This is a genomic window from Alistipes ihumii AP11 (assembly GCF_025144665.1).
In the GTDB taxonomy this organism is placed as follows: domain Bacteria; phylum Bacteroidota; class Bacteroidia; order Bacteroidales; family Rikenellaceae; genus Alistipes_A; species Alistipes_A ihumii.
The window spans coordinates 2,702,050-2,720,836 of the sequence record NZ_CP102294.1 but is presented as its reverse complement, the minus strand read 5'-3'; the positions used below and the strand labels follow the sequence as shown (position 1 = coordinate 2,720,836).

Sequence of the window (18,787 nt, the reverse complement as noted above, 5' to 3'; positions counted from 1 at the left end):
GCATGAAAAAAATCCATGTCGGGATACTCATATCCTACGATTATCAGTATGCACCAACATGCATCCGGCAAATTTACAACCATGCCGACCGAATTACTTTGGCTATCGACGTGAACCGCAGAACATGGAACGGAGAGAAGTACGCCATGAGCGAAGACTTTCTGGAAGGAATAAAGGCTTCCGACCTGGAACGAAAAATTCATATTTACGAAGACGATTTTGCCATTCCGGGTTTATCTGCCATGGAAAACGATACCCGTGAACGGAATATGCTTGCGGAACGGATGGGTTCCGCCGAGGATCAATGGCACATACAAGTCGATTCGGACGAATATTTCGTCGATTTCGGTGCTTTCGTTTCCTTTCTCCACGCGATCGAAAAGAAAGTTCATAAACCGCTAGCAATATGGGTCGAATGGGTGACCTTATTGAAAAAGGATCCTGACGGTTTTTTATACGTTGATAATGCCTCTCGCAAAGAAATGGCAGTAGTCGCCACTAATTATCCCCATTATACGGCAGCCCGTCTCAATACTTCGCTGAAAATCACAAACCTTTATTGCGATCATCTGCTTCTGCATCAGAGTTGGGCCCGTCCGGAAACTGAAATATACCAGAAAATCCGCAATTGGAGCCACAATACGGATGTAGACGCAGAAGGTTATTTCAATTTCTGGAAAAGTATCAATCGCCACAATGCACCGTTTTTGCGAGATTTCCACCCGTTTCCGCAGTGCCGGACAACGTGGCATACCCTGAAATTCATTCCCGGTAATATAGACGACATCATCGCTTCATTGCGCAACGATTATCAGCCGTCAAATAAACTGGCCCCAAAACAATATATAAAAGCTGTCGTCAAACGAGTGCTTCGGCAACTTCATATACGAAGAAATCCTGTATAATCAATGGACGTTTCGATCATACTGGTCAACTACAAGACCGAACAACTGCTACTGGCTGCCATTGAATCGGTCATTGAAAAAAGTCAGGGGTTCCTTTATGAGATTATCGTCGTGGATAATCATTCGGACGACGACTCGGGACGGATCATCGCACAAAAAAGCTGGCCCGTACAGATCACATACATTCCGTTAGATGACAACCTCGGTTTCGGCAGGGCTAACAACGAAGGGATACGTATAGCCACAGGACGTTACGTCTTCTTGCTTAATACAGATACATTGCTTATAAACAATGCGATAAAAACCATGGTGGATTACATGGACGGCCACCTTTCGGTGGGCATTTGCGGTGGAAACCTGTATGACCAACAGATGCGTCCGGTGCACTCCTTTGCCCGCATGCCGTCCATATTCGATGAGATATGTGAATTGTCATTGGGAATCATACCTAAAATAACGGAAGGTAAAAACCGAGGATTCAACCATACGGGCCGTCCCAAACGAGTCGGTTACATTACCGGAGCGGATATGATGATACGGCGTACGGCTTTGGACGCCGCAGGATGGTTCGATCCCGACTTTTTCATGTATTACGAGGAAGTTGAACTGACCGAACGCATCAAAAAACTCGGATACCAAATTATCAGCGTCCCCCAAGCTCGGATTATTCATTATGAAAGTCTGAGTTCGGGATCGAATGAAAGTAAGATACGCATGCGAATGAAAAGCAGGCGGATCTATTTCGATAAGGTGCACGGTGTACGATACCGACATGCAGCAGATTTTCTGTTTCTTGCAAATCTGGTGATTCGTTTCTTTCTGTTCCAGACTTTGGGATATTCCGAACGAGCAACGAACTATCGGACACAATATCAGATTTTCAAATCCTGCAACGAATAACGGCAGGCTTCATGGCATTCAGCATTTGGTATTCAGTGCCATACTGGGCTATTTTGGCTCTTTACATGGTATTAACAATAATCGAGTGGCGCAACAGTGGAGACAAACGGATTCTACAATTTATCCGCATCATTTCAACAGTTGCATTTCTTGCCTTTTTTGGTCTAAGAGCTTACGTCGGATATGACTGCCACGTTTATTACGCTATTTATGAGGAACTTGTACCTATTTTCAAAGAGGGATATACAGACAACTGGAGTAATCCATGGTACGAACCCGGATTCATCTGTTACGCTTCCGTGGTCAAGTGGATCAGTGGCGACTATTCTGTATTCGTATTTATCTCCGCCACAATTGACATTATCATTCTGAACAGCTTTTTCAAACGGTATTCTACCAATTACGCCTTCGGCTTCCTTGTGCTCCTGACGATGCATCCGGTCATGGAAATCGAACTCATGCGCAATGTCAAGAGCCTGATGCTTTTCCTACTTGCCGTTCCGTATATCGCCCAACGACGTTTCTGGCCTTTCGCCCTGCTGATGGCGTTGGCTTTTACATTCCATACCAGTACCATTTTTTTGTTTCCGCTGTTCTTTTTCGTACACAAACCTATGCCCAAAAAGGTCTTTATTATTTTATTCATTCTCTGTAATGCTCTTTACCTGTCCCAGATAGACTTTCTCAAACCCGCCATTCAGGCCGCGGCCAATCTGCTAGGAGGAAAATATGCACCCATGACGGAACTTTATCTGGAATCGGATCTGTACGGTGCGAGTCGAGGAATTTCGATCGGATATATAGAACGTTTTGTCACGTCCCTGCTAATCATTGCTTACTATAATAAATTACTTGCGCAGAAACAGAGTAACGTGATATTTATCAATATGTTTGGCATTTTTCTCGTCGTCGTCCTCGTGTTTAATGGAATATCCATCATAGCGGAACGGGTCGGTCTGCTGTTTCTGGTCTCCTACTGGATCTTATGGCCGGCATTATTCTGTTGTTTCCAACGAATGTCGAACCGGATACTTTTTTTCGGCTGTATTTGCCTGTATGCATCGCTAAGAATCACCTCTATCACAAGCAATGCTATTTACAAATATGAAAACATCGTTTTCCAGCATGACTCCCAACTAGAAAGAGAGCTTGTCAAAGAACGTTATGCCGGCGATATCGTTGGCAACTAATCTCGGATTTACATGAAAAAAGTTAGAAGTTGTCTCTATATCGGCCCCTATGCTGAGAATGATTTCGGAGGAGGTTTGGGGATCAATAAAAACAAGAAGATGCTGGAATCGATTTTCGGAGACAATCTCACCAAAATCGAATTCGAAACGGAAATGCCGTTACTTCGTAAGTTGCTATGTACACTACGGGGATATACGTTAGGGCTCAACGTCCGGCTCTGCCGAGAATCATTGAATCATATCCGGCAAAAGCCTCCCGAATATATTTTTATCGACGGATCGGCTTACGGCAAGATCTGTAAAAAAATCAAAAAGAGATATCCAAAAATTAAAATCGTCACGTTTTTCCATAACGTTGAATGCAAATACGTGTACGCCGTATTGAAAAAGAAGAAAAAATTGGGCAACCTGCTGACGTGGCTGGCGACCTATTATAGCGAAAGGTTAGCTACTCAATACAGTGACACCATTATCGCTCTCAACGAAAGGGACAATCGACTGCTCGCCACAATCTATCGCAGGAAGGCCGATCATCTTCTACCGGTATCGTTTGAAGACCGATTCGATTCTTCCCGTCTCAACGATAACTCTCACTCCCGTCTCAAGGGGCTTTTTGTCGGCAGTCTGTTTTATGCGAATTATTATGGAATAAAATGGTTCGTTCAACACGTAGCGCCATTCATCAACGCTGACATAGATATCGTTGGGAAAAACTTTGAAACGGTACGCGATGAACTGGAAACCTCTCCGAATGTTCACGTCATCGGAAGCGTAACCGATATGGCTGAATACATTTACAATGCCGATTTCCTGATCGCACCCATTTTCGAAGGATCGGGTATGAAACTGAAAACCGCCGAAGCCTTGATGTACGGAAAAACCGTATTCGGCACAACGGAGGCGTTCGAGGGGTATGATGTCGATTATGAACAAGTTGGCGGCCTTTGTAATACTGCGGAAGAATTTATCGACAAAATCAATGGCATAAAAGGCTCCGGCATACGATACAATCCATATTGCCGGGAAATTTATTTGCAAAAATATTCCAACGAAGTATCGGCCCTGAAATTCCGGTCTTTTTTCAATTTCTGAATTATTTATGAAAATCGCATATTTCATCACGGGCTTGGGTTTGGGCGGAGCCGAAATCATCACGATCGATTTGGCCCAAAAAGCCGTTCGGGCCGGCCACGAGGTCATTGTGGTCTATTTGACTGATATTGACACCTTAGCACCGAAAATCCTATCAGAAATACCCGTTTTTCCATTACACTTGCGAAAAAAACCGTTGCAATTCATTCGGGCGGTAGAAAAAGCGAAGAGCATCATCAAGCGATTTCGTCCTGATATCGTACACAGCAACATGGTTCACAGCAATATTTTTACCCGTATGTTGCGATGCCGTATCAAATTTCCCGTACTTATTTGTTCCGAACACAATAAAAATATCGGGAGTAGCGGTCGTATGCTGGCTTATCGCCTGACTGATCATCTTAGTGACCTGAATACGAATGTGTCGCAAGAAGCAGTCGATATGTTCATTAAAAGAAAAGCTTTTCGCAAGCAGGATAACTTAGCCGTTTACAATGGAATCGATCTTTCCAAATTCGTTCCTGACCGCTCTCTTGGAGAAGACCTCAGAAAAGAATTGGGGGTCGGCCCGGACGATTTTGTTTTTTTCAATGCAGGACGCCTGACTGCAGCCAAAGATCAGGATAATCTGCTCCGAGCTTTTTCCCGGCTACCTCACGGACAGCTATGGATCGCCGGGGAAGGAGAACTACGAGACGAACTCTCCTCCACTGTTGCAGCCCTCGGAATACGGGAACGGGTCAAATTACTCGGAGCACGATCCGATATGGCCCGGTGTTACAATGCCGCCGACTGTTTTGTTTTAAGTTCGGCATGGGAAGGATTCGGTATCGTACTGGCGGAAGCCATGGCATGCGGACTGCCTGTTATAACAACCGACGCAGGAGGATGTGCTGAAGTCGTTCAAAACGATTTTTTCGTAGTTCCGATACGGAACTCGGATTTGTTGTCTGATAAGATGTCATATATCTGCAATTTACCGAAATCTGAACGTCAACGGATCAGTGATAAAAACCGGATATTGGCCCATAAATTTGACTTGGAGCGGGTTTGGGAACAATGGGAACATATCTATCGGTCGTCACTTGGATCTTGACTATCGACTATTTTTCCTTTTTAAATTTACGACTGACACATATCGACAAACAACTTGATTATCAAGTTATTTGCATCCTCCCATATAGAATTTCAATAAGAGACCATACGTTCAACTACGAATAACATATGCGATACCGCCTCGCATTTGTCGCAAAATTTCACGGGACGAAACGACGACATTGAAATTCCAATTCCATCGGAGACAGATCGGATAAGTTTATTTCCATTGCATCCAAAAATATATTGTCTTATGGTTCGAAGAAAGATTCTTTTCTGCGACAATAGTCTACGCGAGTTATTGAACTTTAGAAAAGAGATAATTTGTCACTATGCATCGAACGGGTATGATGTCGTCTTGGTGGCTCCCCAAAATATGGATATATATCAATGGGAGTTTCCCAATATCCGGTTCACACCGGTTATCATGAACCGCTCTGGGACAAATCCGATCGAAGATATGAAATATTTTTTCAGATTAAAACGGATTTATACCGAAGAAAAACCTGATTATATTTTTCACTATACGATCAAACCGAATATTTACGGAACGTTTGCTGCCAAAAGCTGTGGCATTCGTTCTTCTGCCATGATTGCCGGACTGGGATACGTATTCAGCAGAAAAAATATTCCGAACAAGATCGCCCGATACTTGTATAAGGCAGCTCTACGATACAGCGAATATGTATTGGTTTTAAATAAATCCAACAGAGACTTTTTAATCGATAGGAAAATCGTCCCCCGAGAAAAAATCATACTACTTTCCGGAGGAGAAGGTGTTAACTTGAATCATTTCCAAATAGAATAACGCGATGAAAACAGTTTTTTTAATGATTTCACGTCTGTTATACGACAAAGGTTATACTGAATATGTGGAAACTGCGAGGATTATCAGGGCTCGACACCCCGATACAGAGTTTCAACTACTGGGCAATATTGATCCTTCTTACCCCAAGGCCGTTCCGGAAACCGTCGTGAAGCAGGACTGCGCCAATGGAACGATTGTCTATCTGGGGTATGTCCCGGATGTTATTCCGTTGATTCGAAAGGCAGACTGTATTGTTCATCCATCTTATTATTTCGAAGGACTCTCACGCGTGTTAATGGAAGCGTTGGCAATGGGGAAACCAATCATCGCTTCCGATATTCCCGGGTGCAGGGAAACCGTGGAACATGGGAAAAACGGATTTCTAATTCCTCCCCAAGACATTCCCGAGCTAGTCGATACTGTGAGCAAATTTTTAAGTCTCGATTCAGCTGCTCGAAAACAGATGGGATATTATGGAAGAATAAAAGCCGAGCGGGAATTCGATGTCAAAAATGTCATATCCGTCTATCGAAAAATCACCGATGCTTTTTATAACGGACACCATATTGAATAATAACGAGGCATGGCAAACCTTTCATCCTCATTTCATAAAGCCCTTACAGTTTCCGGAATTTTCATTTCGTCTTACCCATATATTATAAAAAGCATATTGAAATGATCATACGAAGCAAAGCTCCATTACGACTAGGACTGGCTGGGGGAGGCAGCGATGTATCCCCTTACAGCGACCTGTATGGAGGCCTTATCCTCAATGCCACGATCAATCTTTATGCCCATTGCACGATCACGGAAACATCGGATCGTAAGATCGTAATCGAAGCAACTGACATCAATCAGCGGCAGGTGTTTGATACTGCCCCGCAATTGCCCATCGACGGAACCGTAGATTTGCACAAAGGAGTATACAACAGGATCATGCGCGACTTTTGTCCTGGCGAGTTGTCGTTCAAAATCACAACCTACTCCGATGCCATACCGGGAAGCGGATTGGGCTCCTCCTCCACAATGGTGGTGGCTATTCTTAAAGCATTTGCCGAATGGCTACACCTGCCCGTAGGGGACTACGAAATCGCATGGTTGGCTTACGATATCGAACGCAACGATCTCAAACTAAGCGGAGGCAAACAGGATCAGTATGCTGCAGCATTCGGAGGGTTCAATTTTATGGAATTTCTGCCCGATGGCCACGTAATCGTTAATCCGCTACGTATTAAACGGTGGATCATCGATGAACTAGAAGCCAATATACTACTTTATTACACCGGAGCATCCCGTTCGTCGGCTGCCATCATTGATGAACAGAAAGCCAATACGACCAAGGGTAATCGGGAAGCCATCGAAGCAATGCACCGCATTAAGCAAAGCGCGTTATATATGAAAAGCGCCCTATTGACCGGCAATATCCCACGCTTTACCGAGATTCTCGGCAAAGCATGGGAAGACAAAAAAAAGATGGCCGCTCCGATTACCAATTCCCGAATTGACGAAGTGTTCCGTATTGCGATAGGGGCTGGAGCCATTACCGGCAAGGTCTCTGGAGCTGGAGGAGGAGGCTTCGTCATCTTCATCGTGGAGCCGACCCGACGTGTACAGGTCGTCCGCGCGCTCAATCAATTGAACGGGCGCATAGTCGATTTCCAATTCAGTGAAGGAGGAACACATGGATGGAAAATATACAACACATAAAAAAGCCCGATTGCTAATCAGATATGGAATCAGCCAGCCTTATCACATATATAACAATCAGAGACACAGCTCTCATTACAATAATCCACATTAAAGAATCTCATTTCCGGCAATACAAAACCTATGAATCACTTTACATTTGCAGAAGAGACGATCAGGCAACAAATTCAAGCGTCGATCGCCACTAAACGAGCTATACTGGCAGACTCTCGATTGCTGAACATTATCGCCCAAGCCGCACAAATGGTGACCAACACCTATCGGAATGGACATAAAACACTACTGGCAGGTAACGGTGGAAGCGCGGCCGATGCCCAACACATCGCAGGAGAATTTGTCAGCCGGTTTTATTTCGATCGACCCGGATTACCTTCGATAGCCTTAAGTACCGATACTTCAATTCTAACAGCTATCGGTAATGATTACGGTTATGACAGGCTTTTCGCGCGGCAAATCCAAGCACAAGGTGTGGAAGGTGACATCTTCATCGGTATCTCGACCTCGGGCAATTCTGAAAATATTGTGAGGGCTTTAGAGACCTGCCGCAAAAAAAATATCTACAGTATCGGGTTGACCGGAGCAGAAGGTGGCCACATGAAAGAATTGTGCGACCTGACAATTTGTGTCCCTTCATGTGAAACACCCCGAATTCAGGAATCGCATATCTTGATCGGGCATATCATTTGTTGTATAGTAGAACAAAAAATTTTCGGATAGCAGAGGACATCCTTGATAAAACCACTTACCGCAGGCCTTTCGAGGGCTGCTATAAGTTTGTCGGAAAGAGCCGGGATTGCAACATCGCGAAAAGGAGTTGGTATTGAACGGCGAAACCGTCCTCCATGTCAGCGCTGGTAGTATCCGCAAAACGCTCGATTATGATTTAGAGTAGAAAAATCAGCTACAAGGACTTGAACAACCATGCGATCACCATATTCCAAACTCCTTTCCTGAATTTGGCAAATTCATGCTTTCAGAGAGGGCGATACCCGTACGATTGCTGTATTTTGATCAAATACCTGCGGACATTCGGGGTCGACATCCGTAACAAGACCTTTTCCAACTCTCGGGGTATTTCCGTAACTCCTTGGTTCGGGCTAATTATACCAATTTAAGCAAAGGCATTTACGCCACCATAGAATATTTGAAAGCGTTATTCTGGACCTGATCCTGTCTGAACGAAGCAAACTGAAAACAGGGCAAATCGTTCGGCACGAAATATTCAAAGTGTAACCGGGCCTTACGACCTTATCTCAAAAGAGCAATACTTGCACTTTGGGAAAAATCGCTGTGTTTAACTACTCTTATGCTATGCAAAAAGAGATCGCTGTGCATATTGGAAAATCCGAAAGGACCGTCACAAAATCACAACTGTCAATCTAGTGGACAAAGGCATTATCAAGTGCAGAAACGGGAAGCGAAACGGATTTGGGAAGGTTAAAATAGAGGTACTTATTAGAAAAATTCTCGGTAGGATATTGCTACTTGGGTATTACCCCCAAAACCCAATCGCAGGATATTCCCGATCTAACCAAGAAGCCGGTCCAAAAGAAACAAGGGCTAAAGTCGTAATATGAATTAGTCACGACTTGATCTGACAGTTAGGAATAAAATTAATTAGATTCACTAACTAAAAAGGATTAAGTAATGACGACACAACAGAAGATCATCAAGAACAAATCGGGCTTGTCAGAGCTTGCCCAGATGCTCGGCAACGTATCGCAAGCTGAAACGCTGTTTGAGTTCTCTACAAGACCCCACGTTTACCGCCGAACGACAGGTATTCATGTGGTGTCGGATACCGACTACGACGGGGAGCATCCGGCAGGGACCTATCTGGACGATATCATGCGGATTCATTTTGAATCGGCCGAGGATTACCTGGCGACCGGTTATACATCTTTGAAGCAATATCAGGGAAAAACGACGGGGCCGAGTTCTTATTACGGCTCTTTGCCGATTATCGATTTGGAGTTGAGCGAGGACTTGGATGAATTCAATCGGATACAACGTAAATTGATTCGGTTCAGTTTCAGCTTCCGTCTGACCAAAGCTCCTGAGCAGACGGGCACGCACCGCTTTACGATCACTTACACGAACGAGGACGGTGTGGAGCTCAGCGGTACGACCGAACCGATTACGATTCGGGGAGGTGGACAGTAAAACTATGGCTCTATACGATACAGAACCGGGGAGACGGCATGCCGTCTCCCCGGTTTCGTTCGCTTACCGTTTTTCGGCGGGCTTCAGGTTTCGTCCGAGCAAATCCCGGATTCCGGTTTCGGGATAGAGAAACGCCCGTCCACTGATAACGGTATAGGGGATTTGCCGTCTATCCCGGAGGGTTTGCAAGGTTCTCAGCGAGACATGCAGATATTCGCACACTTCGTCCTCGGTCAAATAGCGTTCCCTATTACCGAGGGGCGGTGCTCTCAGTCGGCCCGCAGCAAGGCCCGTTCCGCCTTACCAATCTTCGCAAAGGTATCCCTTACGTCCTCGTTTTCGCCGTTCATATAGATCAATATATTCTCGTACATTTAGAGTACCGGAATTCGCCGCTTTCGAAGTATTTTATTACCTTAGCCTCAGTTGTTTGAGGCTATGAATCCAAACGCAAAAGACGGAAGATAGAACCGTTGCCTTTTCGTTACCTCGTCCCAATTAAAAAAGTGCAACAAGTCAGGTATCAACTTGTTGCACAATTCTAAAGGAAATCCGGCATTCGCACCCCTATGAATCCACTCCTCCCAAAAGAAAAAAGTTGCGCAAAAAAAAAGAAAAAGGTCCCGACTACACCCCGACTGATGTTCAAAGTTGAGGCTTCGACGAGCCGAATTTTCGGAAAGCCTTTTTCAGCCGATTTAAGCCTTCGAATTTCCATGAGCAATACCGATACCACCCAAAGAGAGAAACTCCGTCTGTCGCAAACCCTCTCGTGAATTCCATGCATTACGGCGACATGAATACAGACAGGGGAGCGTCCTTGCTTTCTTCTTCACCTTTTGTGAAGGTATTTCTCGTTCCTTACTGTTTGACAGTATGCTATTCATTAAATTTATCGGAACGTAGCGAAATATATTCATCTTTATTTGCAGGTCTAAATTTTTAGACTTACATTTACAGTAGATAAAAACCAATAACGATTAATAATATGCCTGAAATATGCAGATTTTACGGTATAATATTATACCTATATTGGCGAGACCACAATCCGCCGCATATTCATTTCACATACGGCGAATACGTTTGCCATATTCGGATTATTGATCGAGTTGTAGACGGCAAAGCCCCTGCAAAGGTTATTGTCCTTGTAAATAAGTGGATCGATGAGCACGAAGCGGAATTGTTGTCGCTGTGGGAGAAAGCCGTAAAAGGCGAAAAGATCGGGACGGTAGAACCATTAAAATAGCGCAGTTATGTTGAGGATTACGGATGTAGATTATCTTGGAGATTATACGCTGGCATTGACGTTTAATAATGACGAAAAGCGGGTGTGCGACTTGAAGCCCTATTTGTCGGGTGAAGTTTTCGGCGAGCTGCTCGATAAATGCAAGTTTATACAATACGGGCTCACTCGTGAGACTATCGAATGGGCGAACGGAGCAGATTTCGCACCTGAATTTCTCTACGACATCGGGACGGCTCAGTAAATTAAGTATATGTAGATTATGGAGAACCCTAACGCAAACAATGTAATCGGAGATGTGTTCCGCCGGTTTCCGCAATTGAACGTATCGGAAATCGCCCGCACAATCGGTATTCACAAAAGCCTACTATCTAAATATATTTACGGAACGAAAAAGCCGTCGGAGAAACGCACGGAAGAGATATTGAATACTTTGCGGCAAATAGGACGGGAATTGGCTCAAATACACGGATAACGGGGTAAATATGGAAACGACAACAAGGATTTGCGCACTGCGTGAGTTGATTCCGGCAACCCCGATTCATCCGGGCGAAATGATTAAAGACGAATTGCAGGCGCAGGGCGTATCACAACGGAAATTCGTCGGTATTACCGGAATGCCCTACACGGCCTTTAACGAGATTATCAACGGGCACCGGCCGATAACAAACGATACGGCATTGAAAATCGAGGCAGCAACCGGGATAACCGCCAATCTGTGGATAGGTTTGCAATCCGACTATAATATACAGACCGCTCGCCGTGATTCCGGCCTTTCTGCGGTTCTCGACCAAACACGCAAAACGGTTGCGGCATTATAGCTATGATGAACAAAACGTACACCATAGACGCGCACAGCCTCAACAAGGCGCGGTCTCTGTTTGAGAATGGCGATATAGACCGTATCGAGGTGGGAACGGTCAAGGGATTGCAGGACATACACTGCTATTTGTTCGGTGGTCTGTATGACTTTGCCGGAAAGGTGCGTACTATCAACATATCGAAAGGCGGATTTCGCTTTGCCAATGCCCTATACCTCGATGCGATATTACCGGTTATCGAGCGAATGCCGGAAACGACGTTTGAGGAGATAATAGCGAAATACGTTGAAATGAACATCGCCCACCCGTTTATGGAAGGGAACGGACGAGCCACCCGGATATGGCTCGATATGATGCTGAAAAAGCGAATCGGGCAAGTCGTAGACTGGCGCAAGGTGGACAAAGACCTAGATTTGCAGGCAATGGAACGTAGCCCGATAAACAATTTGGAACTGCGCACGTTGCTCGGCGGAGCGTTGACCGACCGCACGGAGGATCGGGAGGTTATTTTCAAGGGAATCGAACAATCGTATTACTACGAGGGGTACGAGGCATGATGTAAATGTCGTTTCTTGTCATTACGGCAGAGACAACATCAAAATATGGAAGGAGTATATTGATGAAAAAGCGATTACGCAAGAAGCTGCACAAAGGAGAGTTTAAAGAATTGGGATTCAATCTCGAATTCTATTATACTGGTGATTATAAAGCGAATGAAGAATTTTTTTTCCAATTCTTTGACCGTTATGATAAATTTCTTAGTAACCTAAATATTGAATGCATCGGTGGTATCGGTGATTATTTCAGTGGCTTCGTAACCTATATCGGACGGGGAACCGTTACGCCGGAACAACGACAAAACGTTATCGATTGGCTCGAAAAACAGCCGGAAGTGACAAATATAACCGCCGGGCCCCTGAGAGATGTCTGGTATGACTGGGATTAACAAAAGAGACACCATTATGGAACTAACTACTATCCAAAGTAAGAGCTACGAGGCCAACGGGTGATGCTGGATCGTGATTTGGCAGAACTTTACCAAGTAACGACGAGCGCCCTCAATCAAGCGGTAAAGCGTAATATCGAACGCTTTCCGTCCGATTTCATGTTTCAGTTAACAGATCAGGAAACGGAAGATTGGAAATCACAAATTGTGATAACCAATTCTATCACGATGGGATTACGGCGTAATCCATACGCTTTTATTGAACAAGGAGTATCTATGCTTTCTGCCGTTCTTAAAAGCCCTATTGCCATTCAGACAAGTATAGCCATAATGCGAGCGTTTGTAGCAATGCGGAACTACATTACCACCACGACGCAGATAACGGCGGAACTGGCCGGAATTCGGGCGAAACTGGCCTTGCTGGAGAGGGCAGATGCCGAGAATGCCGAGGCGGTCAGCGATCTGTCCGAGGATATGCGGAAAGAGTTGGATAATATTTACCAAGCTATCGCCGCATTATCGATCAAAATTCCACAGGCCCGCAAGCCCGCAAATCCGATAGGGTTCAAACGTTCGGAAAAGGGAAAATAACGCCAGTAATATATTTTCATAGCATCGGCGAGATCGGCTTTTTTTTAATGTTCCGCAAATTCCGCATTTTTAATGGCCTCGGAAAACTCGGAAACTCCGGTTTTACCCGTCGATATTCACCGGCCGCCCCTGCCCTTGTACTGGTTACCACCTCAACCAAGCCTCTTTGCAATACCGGAAAAACGTGTCCAATGTGTATCGGTCACAATGGATCAGGCATCGATCGTATTGTCTGTCGCATTCCCTTGCATCGTATTTCGCAGACAGAGACGAAACCGTGTGAAAAAATGCCCGCCCGCGCTCTTTCAACTCCGAGGCCAACGAGCAGCCGATAGCATACCGATCCGAACGGTTTTCCGCGATGTTCGCCTTGCGCTTCCGTAACTCATCTACCAGCGTTTCCACAAGGGAGAAACAGTATTCCGGACCCATTGCCTTATTTTCGATAATCTCCTTTTGCGGGGAACGACACGCATCGCGAATTTCATTTGAAATTTCGTCCGTTTCCGTGCGATTATCGGGATGTTGGCAACCGGGTACGTGTATCGGGTTGCGCCCGCAATACTTCGACAGCGTCCAAAACATCCCGTAACCTTCCATCCCCATCTCCCAAATAAGACGCTCGCATTTGGGATCGTCTTTTGCGTTGTATTCATGGGGAAAATAGAACGTATCGCGCTTACTCATTACGCCCCCCTTCCTGCAATACGGGGCTCGCTCGGCTCGATAAAATATCGCTTATAGCGACTGCCGTGCTCCGTTTTACCCAAAAATCCGAAACGACTACCCCTTTGTGACGCAGATCACGAATAACGCTCCGAGGGTCTGACAGGCGAAGATCGGCGGAAATGTCGGCTATTGTACGCGGGATTCCGTCGGATAGCAAATTAAATACGCGGCGCTGGTGGAAAGCCAAAGAAATTTGACTATTTTTACAGCAGTGGATACTGAATCCCTTTAGATGTTGCGGGGCCGTCCATCCGGACGGCTTCTCTTTTGTCATTCATCGCCGGCCCTCCTACTTTTTACGTGCACTTTCTGCCAGCCTCAACGCTTCGTCCGATTGCGAATGCGGCCGATAGGTCCGACTTTCGATCCATTGCAAAAGCTCCTTACGGGAAAACACAAGGCGTTTGCCGATACGCTTAAAAGGTATTGTCCCGGAAAAGGTCTTTCCGTATAACGACTTTTTCGTTATTGGCAAACCGTTTTCTTTCAGAAACACGACAGCGTCGTCGATGTTCATTACTTCCGCCTGTGATTCCTGTGTCGGTTGTGCTTTTTGCTTGGCATCCGAAATCGCATCGTGTACAATGCCCGCAATAATTTCTTTCGCTTGTCCTATCGACAAAGCCGCGAAAGGGGCAAAATCGTTGATTTCCATAGTGAGATTTTTTACTATTTTTTGGTTTTAACGCACTGGCAATTGCGTGCCCTGCGACTTGGGCTTGCCTGTGCCTCTCACTGTCACATAGAATTGGGAGCCTAAATTTCCCGGCAAAAAGCCAAAAATTACCAACAAATTACAAACAATCACATTATACATACTGCATATAATGCATTTACATTAACCTATTTTCCAATATCTTTTTTTGTATTCGTTCTTTTTTTAGGGGCAAGGGCGGATGTGGCGTTGAGAAATGCAATAAAAAAGCCCGCCGAAATGGCGAGCGAATATCCGCGGTGTAACGCTAAAATTCAGTCAATAATTTCGCATTCTTTTCGCGTTCCTCCCTCTCAAAGGATGCGAGGTAGTTTTCCGTCGTCTTTAAGTCGGAATGCCCCAGCGATTCCGATATATAGGCAATGTTTGCCCCCGAGCGCTTCAATACCGTAGCGAACGAATGCCGGGCCGTGTAGGTCGATATGTGACCGATCCCCAGTTTCTCGCCGACGGCTGCCATTCGTTTGTTGATCGCTCTTGTCAGGTACTGCGTCTTGCGCTTTTGAACCAGCGCCGATTCATTACCGACCAGCACGGGAAAAATATAACTGTCCGGCGTGGGGGGATTACCCCATGAATCGATAATACGCTGCATCGGTTCCGAAACGACGGCCCGGACCTCTTTCCGCGTCCGGCTCGTCCGCTCCGTCTTTTGACGGACGAAGCATATTTCCCCGCCGACAATATCGCAGTACCTCAACTTAACGAAATCGGCCACATTGATTCCATTGCACAAATACAAGAACAGCCAATAATCGCGGTATTTTGCAGTTGCCCGGCTTCCGTCCTCGTATCGGGCGATCTTCCCGATCTGCTCCAGCGTAAGGGCCATTTTCCGACCTTCCCCGGCCTGTATCTCGTACCGTCCCCGCCCGAACGGGTATTGCGCAGCCCTGATTATCCCGTCTCTTTTGGCATCGTTGAGGACCGCCCGTAACGTCCGCAAATGTATAGCGATAGTAGTCTGTGTTTTGCCCTCGTTATGCAAGAATAACTCGTATTTGCGAACCCAATCGACCGAGACGCGAGCGAATCCGATATTATTGCCGGCATAGCGTTCTAAGCCCTTCAGGACATTGTCATACACAAGCATATTCCCGACTCGATTATTGGCCCGCAAATCGGCTATTTTGGCCCGAAAAGCCGTGTTTATCGTATCGGTTCCCGCCTTTCTCAGACGATTATTCAAGGCATCGAATGAAAATGACCCGCCAGCGGCCAACGCCTCAACGTTTTTCCGCACTATATCGAAGCTATTGGCAATGCTTTCGCGGAGCGCAACGACATTCCGGCTCCTCGCAGCGGGCAACTTGTCCCAATCATCCGGGGTCATATCCTTTCCGGTAGGATAATACTGCCTTTGACGTTGATAGGTCACCCGGATCCGGACCGGACAAAGGCCATTCTTTTTGGGGTGTCTCGTATCGAGCACCGCAGCAACTGTTATTCCGTCTTTCGAGTATTGCATCTGTGTGTAAATTTCGGTTTTCGGCACACAATTTACACACAAACATACGAAACAGATAGAAATAGACAAAAACAAAATCAAACAATATCCCTTATATTTGCATTGAAATACAGTATTTTACATAAAAAGATCAAATAAGACAAAAATCGATAAAAATCGCCGAATTCTGCCTTACAAGCAGAGGGTCCGGGGTTCGAATCCCTGTGCTTCCACCAAAGAAACGGGTTGCGATATAAATCGCAACCCGTTTCTGCATTTACGACCGTTGCACGGTCCCGCACCACAAGGCACTCCGATACGGCATCCCCTACACCCTGTTACCTTACGCCTTGCTTTTACGACATGAACGGATATTCGCTCCGAACGAGCGCATAGCCCCTTTCCCGAACTTTCCACAACCCATGTTCGAACGGCCGACGCCCTCCTGCAAGCATACGCACAAAAGCACGAGCCTCCTCGAAGCGCCTCCGGTAGACGCCCGACAAAATCGCAGAAAAGACCGTATTCACGCCAAAGCATCACCAAACATACGGCGTCCGAAGATGCGGCCGCAGCTCGACGGGCTGTGCAAACCTGAAGAAAACAAAAGCAGCATACGGCCGGAAGAGCAGAACGTCCACGCCCCTTCTCTCAGAATTCCAGTCAGATATCCCGCCGGTGTCTCCTCGCTCGTCGTCCGAAATCCGAAGCGTTCGAAAAACGTATCGGCTATCGAGGGGTTGCAACTCCTCGACAGCCGATATGCTCAATCTTTCCATCCGGGAGCTCGCCCCGCCAGCGGGAAGCGGACTTTCCGTGCGGCTCTTCTCTACCCGATCACGCCGCGAACCCGGTCGTCGAAAGCCGACAAAGCGGCTTTCGCTCCCTCTCCCATCGCCACGACGATCTGTTTGTAGGGAACCGTCGAGACATCGCCCGCCGCATAAACGCCGGGAATGCCCGTCCGGCAATAGTCGTCGATAACGATCTCGCCGGCCCGGTTCCGCTCCAGCAAGTCGTCGAACAGGTCGCTGTTGGCCGACAGTCCGATCTGCACGAAAACGCCGTCGAGCGGAATCGTCCGCTCCTCGCCGCTCGCACGGTCCTTGAGTCGCACGGCGGTCACTTTCGAGCCGTCGCCTTCGACGGATGTCGTCTGCACCGAAGTGAACACCACGACGTTCGGCAGGCTCCGCAACTTGTCCTGAAGCACGACGTCGGCCTTCAGCGAATCCATGAACTCCAGCACGGTCACATGCGAGCAGATGCCGGCCAGATCGATGGCCGCCTCGACGCCCGAGTTGCCGCCTCCGACAACCGCGACCGGACGGTCCTTGTAGAACGGTCCGTCGCAATGCGGACAGAAAGCGACTCCACGCCCCGTATACTCCCGCTCGCCCGGCACGTTCAGGCGTCGCCAGCGGGCGCCCGTAGCGACGATCAGCGCCGGAGCCACGAACCGCTCGCCGGTCGCAGTCGCCACGCTCTTGAGTCCGTCCGCCACCTCGACCTTCGAGGCCCGACGGTGCTCGAACACCTCGACCGGATAACGGCCGAGATGCTCCGCGAGCCGACCGACCAGCTCGCGACCGGTCGTTTCGGGAACGGAAATCAGGTTCTCGATACCGACCGTCTCGTTGACCTGCCCGCCGATGCGCTCGGCCACGAGGGCCACGCTCAGTCCTTTGCGGGCCGAGTAGATCGCGGCCGAAACGCCGGCGGGTCCGCCCCCGAGCACAACGACGTCGAAACGGCGCTCGACAGCCTCGATTCCCGCGGCATCGATCCCGTAGCGGGCCTCCAGCTTCGCAAGCAACTCGCCGAAATCGCCCCGCCCCACGTGCAGCAACTCGCCGTCGGCAAAAACGGACGGAACGCCCTGAACGTTCAGCGCGGCCACCTCGGCCTGATGGATCGCCCCGTCGACCGTCTCGTGCTCTACGCCCGGATTCAGCGTAGCCATCGCATTGAGGGCCTGCACGACATCGGGACAGTTCGTACACGTCAGCGACACATAGGTCGTCAGGCGGATCGGACCGTTCAGCGCCCGGACCCGGTCGCAGACGCTCCGGTCGGGAAAGTTCTTGCCCTGGCCGTCGGCATTGAGCACGGCCAGCAGCAGCGACGAGAACTCGTGACCGGTCGGCACGGCCCGGAACGAGATCCCGGTCGGCTCGCCGTTCCTCAGCAGCGAAAAGCGCAACCCTTCACCCGGGCGCTCGCGGCAAGCGATCCGGTCGGAGCACGAGGCTACCTCGCCGAGCAGCTCGACGAGCTCGCCACGGCTTTCGTGCTGCGGCGCAACTTCCATATCGAACATATAATCGGCCTTGAGGCCGGAGAAAATGGAGCGGACCTGCTCCTTGAGGGATGCATCCAGCATGGCTCTATCGTATTGAATCGTTCATGAACCGAAATCCGACGGAGAACGGATC

At 47.5% G+C, this 18,787-nt stretch carries 21 protein-coding genes; 16 read left to right on the top strand and 5 right to left on the bottom strand.

The features are described 5' to 3' along the window. Nucleotides 1–2: 2 nt before the first annotated feature. The 10 genes from NQ491_RS10995 to NQ491_RS10950 all read left to right on the top strand — a co-directional run bounded on the left by NQ491_RS10995 (nucleotide 3) and on the right by NQ491_RS10950 (nucleotide 9,860). A complete protein-coding gene (locus NQ491_RS10995; RefSeq protein WP_019245485.1) occupies nucleotides 3–905 on the top strand; it encodes a hypothetical protein in 903 nt (300 codons plus the stop codon). Between the two features lie 3 nt (nucleotides 906–908). Further along, nucleotides 909–1,805, top strand: coding sequence for a glycosyltransferase family 2 protein (locus NQ491_RS10990; RefSeq protein WP_019245486.1), 897 nt, complete (start codon nucleotides 909–911; stop codon nucleotides 1,803–1,805). An 11-nt stretch (nucleotides 1,806–1,816) separates the two neighbouring features. Beyond that, a complete protein-coding gene (locus NQ491_RS10985; RefSeq protein ID WP_019245487.1) occupies nucleotides 1,817–2,995 on the top strand; it encodes an EpsG family protein in 1,179 nt (392 codons plus the stop codon). A 12-nt stretch (nucleotides 2,996–3,007) separates the two neighbouring features. Then, nucleotides 3,008–4,087, top strand: coding sequence for a glycosyltransferase (locus NQ491_RS10980; RefSeq protein ID WP_019245488.1), 1,080 nt, complete (start codon nucleotides 3,008–3,010; stop codon nucleotides 4,085–4,087). Between the two features lie 7 nt (nucleotides 4,088–4,094). Then, nucleotides 4,095–5,183 (top strand): glycosyltransferase, encoded by a 1,089-nt coding sequence (locus tag NQ491_RS10975; protein ID WP_019245489.1) that lies wholly within the window; start codon nucleotides 4,095–4,097, stop codon nucleotides 5,181–5,183. Between the two features lie 375 nt (nucleotides 5,184–5,558). Next, nucleotides 5,559–5,990, top strand: a complete 432-nt coding sequence (locus NQ491_RS10970) for a glycosyltransferase (protein ID WP_019245490.1) — start codon at nucleotides 5,559–5,561, stop codon at nucleotides 5,988–5,990. A 4-nt stretch (nucleotides 5,991–5,994) separates the two neighbouring features. Beyond that, nucleotides 5,995–6,564, top strand: a complete 570-nt coding sequence (locus NQ491_RS10965) for a glycosyltransferase (RefSeq protein WP_019245491.1) — start codon at nucleotides 5,995–5,997, stop codon at nucleotides 6,562–6,564. Nucleotides 6,565–6,665: 101 nt separating this feature from the next. Then, the gene (locus tag NQ491_RS10960) at nucleotides 6,666–7,697 is read left to right on the top strand and encodes a GHMP family kinase ATP-binding protein (protein ID WP_019245492.1); all 1,032 of its coding nucleotides are present in this window, start codon (nucleotides 6,666–6,668) and stop codon (nucleotides 7,695–7,697) included. 123 nt (nucleotides 7,698–7,820) lie between these two features. Continuing rightward, entirely contained in the window at nucleotides 7,821–8,414 is a 594-nt protein-coding gene (gene gmhA2 / locus NQ491_RS10955; RefSeq protein WP_019245493.1) for a D-sedoheptulose 7-phosphate isomerase, read from the top strand. 930 nt (nucleotides 8,415–9,344) lie between these two features. After that, entirely contained in the window at nucleotides 9,345–9,860 is a 516-nt protein-coding gene (locus NQ491_RS10950) for a hypothetical protein (RefSeq protein ID WP_147524822.1), read from the top strand. A gap of 63 nt (nucleotides 9,861–9,923) precedes the next feature. Here the strand turns inward: NQ491_RS10950 and NQ491_RS10945 are convergent, their stop codons facing one another. Further along, complete coding sequence (locus NQ491_RS10945; RefSeq protein WP_232423197.1) at nucleotides 9,924–10,082, bottom strand: helix-turn-helix domain-containing protein; 159 nt, start codon at nucleotides 10,080–10,082, stop codon at nucleotides 9,924–9,926. Between the two features lie 766 nt (nucleotides 10,083–10,848). Between NQ491_RS10945 and NQ491_RS10940 the strand changes: the two genes are divergently transcribed. The 6 genes from NQ491_RS10940 to NQ491_RS10915 all read left to right on the top strand — a co-directional run bounded on the left by NQ491_RS10940 (nucleotide 10,849) and on the right by NQ491_RS10915 (nucleotide 13,461). Then, nucleotides 10,849–11,106, top strand: coding sequence for a DUF4160 domain-containing protein (locus NQ491_RS10940; RefSeq protein WP_019245497.1), 258 nt, complete (start codon nucleotides 10,849–10,851; stop codon nucleotides 11,104–11,106). 7 nt (nucleotides 11,107–11,113) lie between these two features. After that, nucleotides 11,114–11,347, top strand: a complete 234-nt coding sequence (locus NQ491_RS10935; protein WP_019245498.1) for a DUF2442 domain-containing protein — start codon at nucleotides 11,114–11,116, stop codon at nucleotides 11,345–11,347. 241 nt (nucleotides 11,348–11,588) lie between these two features. Continuing rightward, entirely contained in the window at nucleotides 11,589–11,924 is a 336-nt protein-coding gene (locus NQ491_RS10930; protein WP_034282814.1) for a HigA family addiction module antitoxin, read from the top strand. Nucleotides 11,925–11,926: 2 nt separating this feature from the next. Further along, a complete protein-coding gene (gene fic / locus NQ491_RS10925; protein WP_019245500.1) occupies nucleotides 11,927–12,481 on the top strand; it encodes a protein adenylyltransferase Fic in 555 nt (184 codons plus the stop codon). A 62-nt stretch (nucleotides 12,482–12,543) separates the two neighbouring features. Then, a complete protein-coding gene (locus NQ491_RS10920; RefSeq protein WP_034282860.1) occupies nucleotides 12,544–12,870 on the top strand; it encodes a 50S ribosome-binding protein YggL in 327 nt (108 codons plus the stop codon). A gap of 63 nt (nucleotides 12,871–12,933) precedes the next feature. Further along, entirely contained in the window at nucleotides 12,934–13,461 is a 528-nt protein-coding gene (locus NQ491_RS10915) for an ORF6N domain-containing protein (protein WP_019245502.1), read from the top strand. Nucleotides 13,462–13,605: 144 nt separating this feature from the next. On the opposite strand, the gene NQ491_RS10910 is transcribed toward NQ491_RS10915, so the two are convergent. The 4 genes from NQ491_RS10910 to ahpF form a co-directional block, all read right to left on the bottom strand. Then, nucleotides 13,606–14,148: a PriCT-2 domain-containing protein gene (locus NQ491_RS10910; protein WP_019245503.1), complete on the bottom strand. Its 543-nt coding sequence runs from the start codon at nucleotides 14,146–14,148 to the stop codon at nucleotides 13,606–13,608. Between the two features lie 331 nt (nucleotides 14,149–14,479). Continuing rightward, nucleotides 14,480–14,845, bottom strand: coding sequence for a helix-turn-helix domain-containing protein (locus NQ491_RS10905; RefSeq protein ID WP_019245504.1), 366 nt, complete (start codon nucleotides 14,843–14,845; stop codon nucleotides 14,480–14,482). Between the two features lie 307 nt (nucleotides 14,846–15,152). Further along, entirely contained in the window at nucleotides 15,153–16,373 is a 1,221-nt protein-coding gene (locus NQ491_RS10900; protein ID WP_019245505.1) for a site-specific integrase, read from the bottom strand. A gap of 808 nt (nucleotides 16,374–17,181) precedes the next feature. After that, nucleotides 17,182–18,735: an alkyl hydroperoxide reductase subunit F gene (gene ahpF, locus NQ491_RS10895; RefSeq protein ID WP_019245507.1), complete on the bottom strand. Its 1,554-nt coding sequence runs from the start codon at nucleotides 18,733–18,735 to the stop codon at nucleotides 17,182–17,184. Nucleotides 18,736–18,787 lie beyond the last annotated feature (52 nt).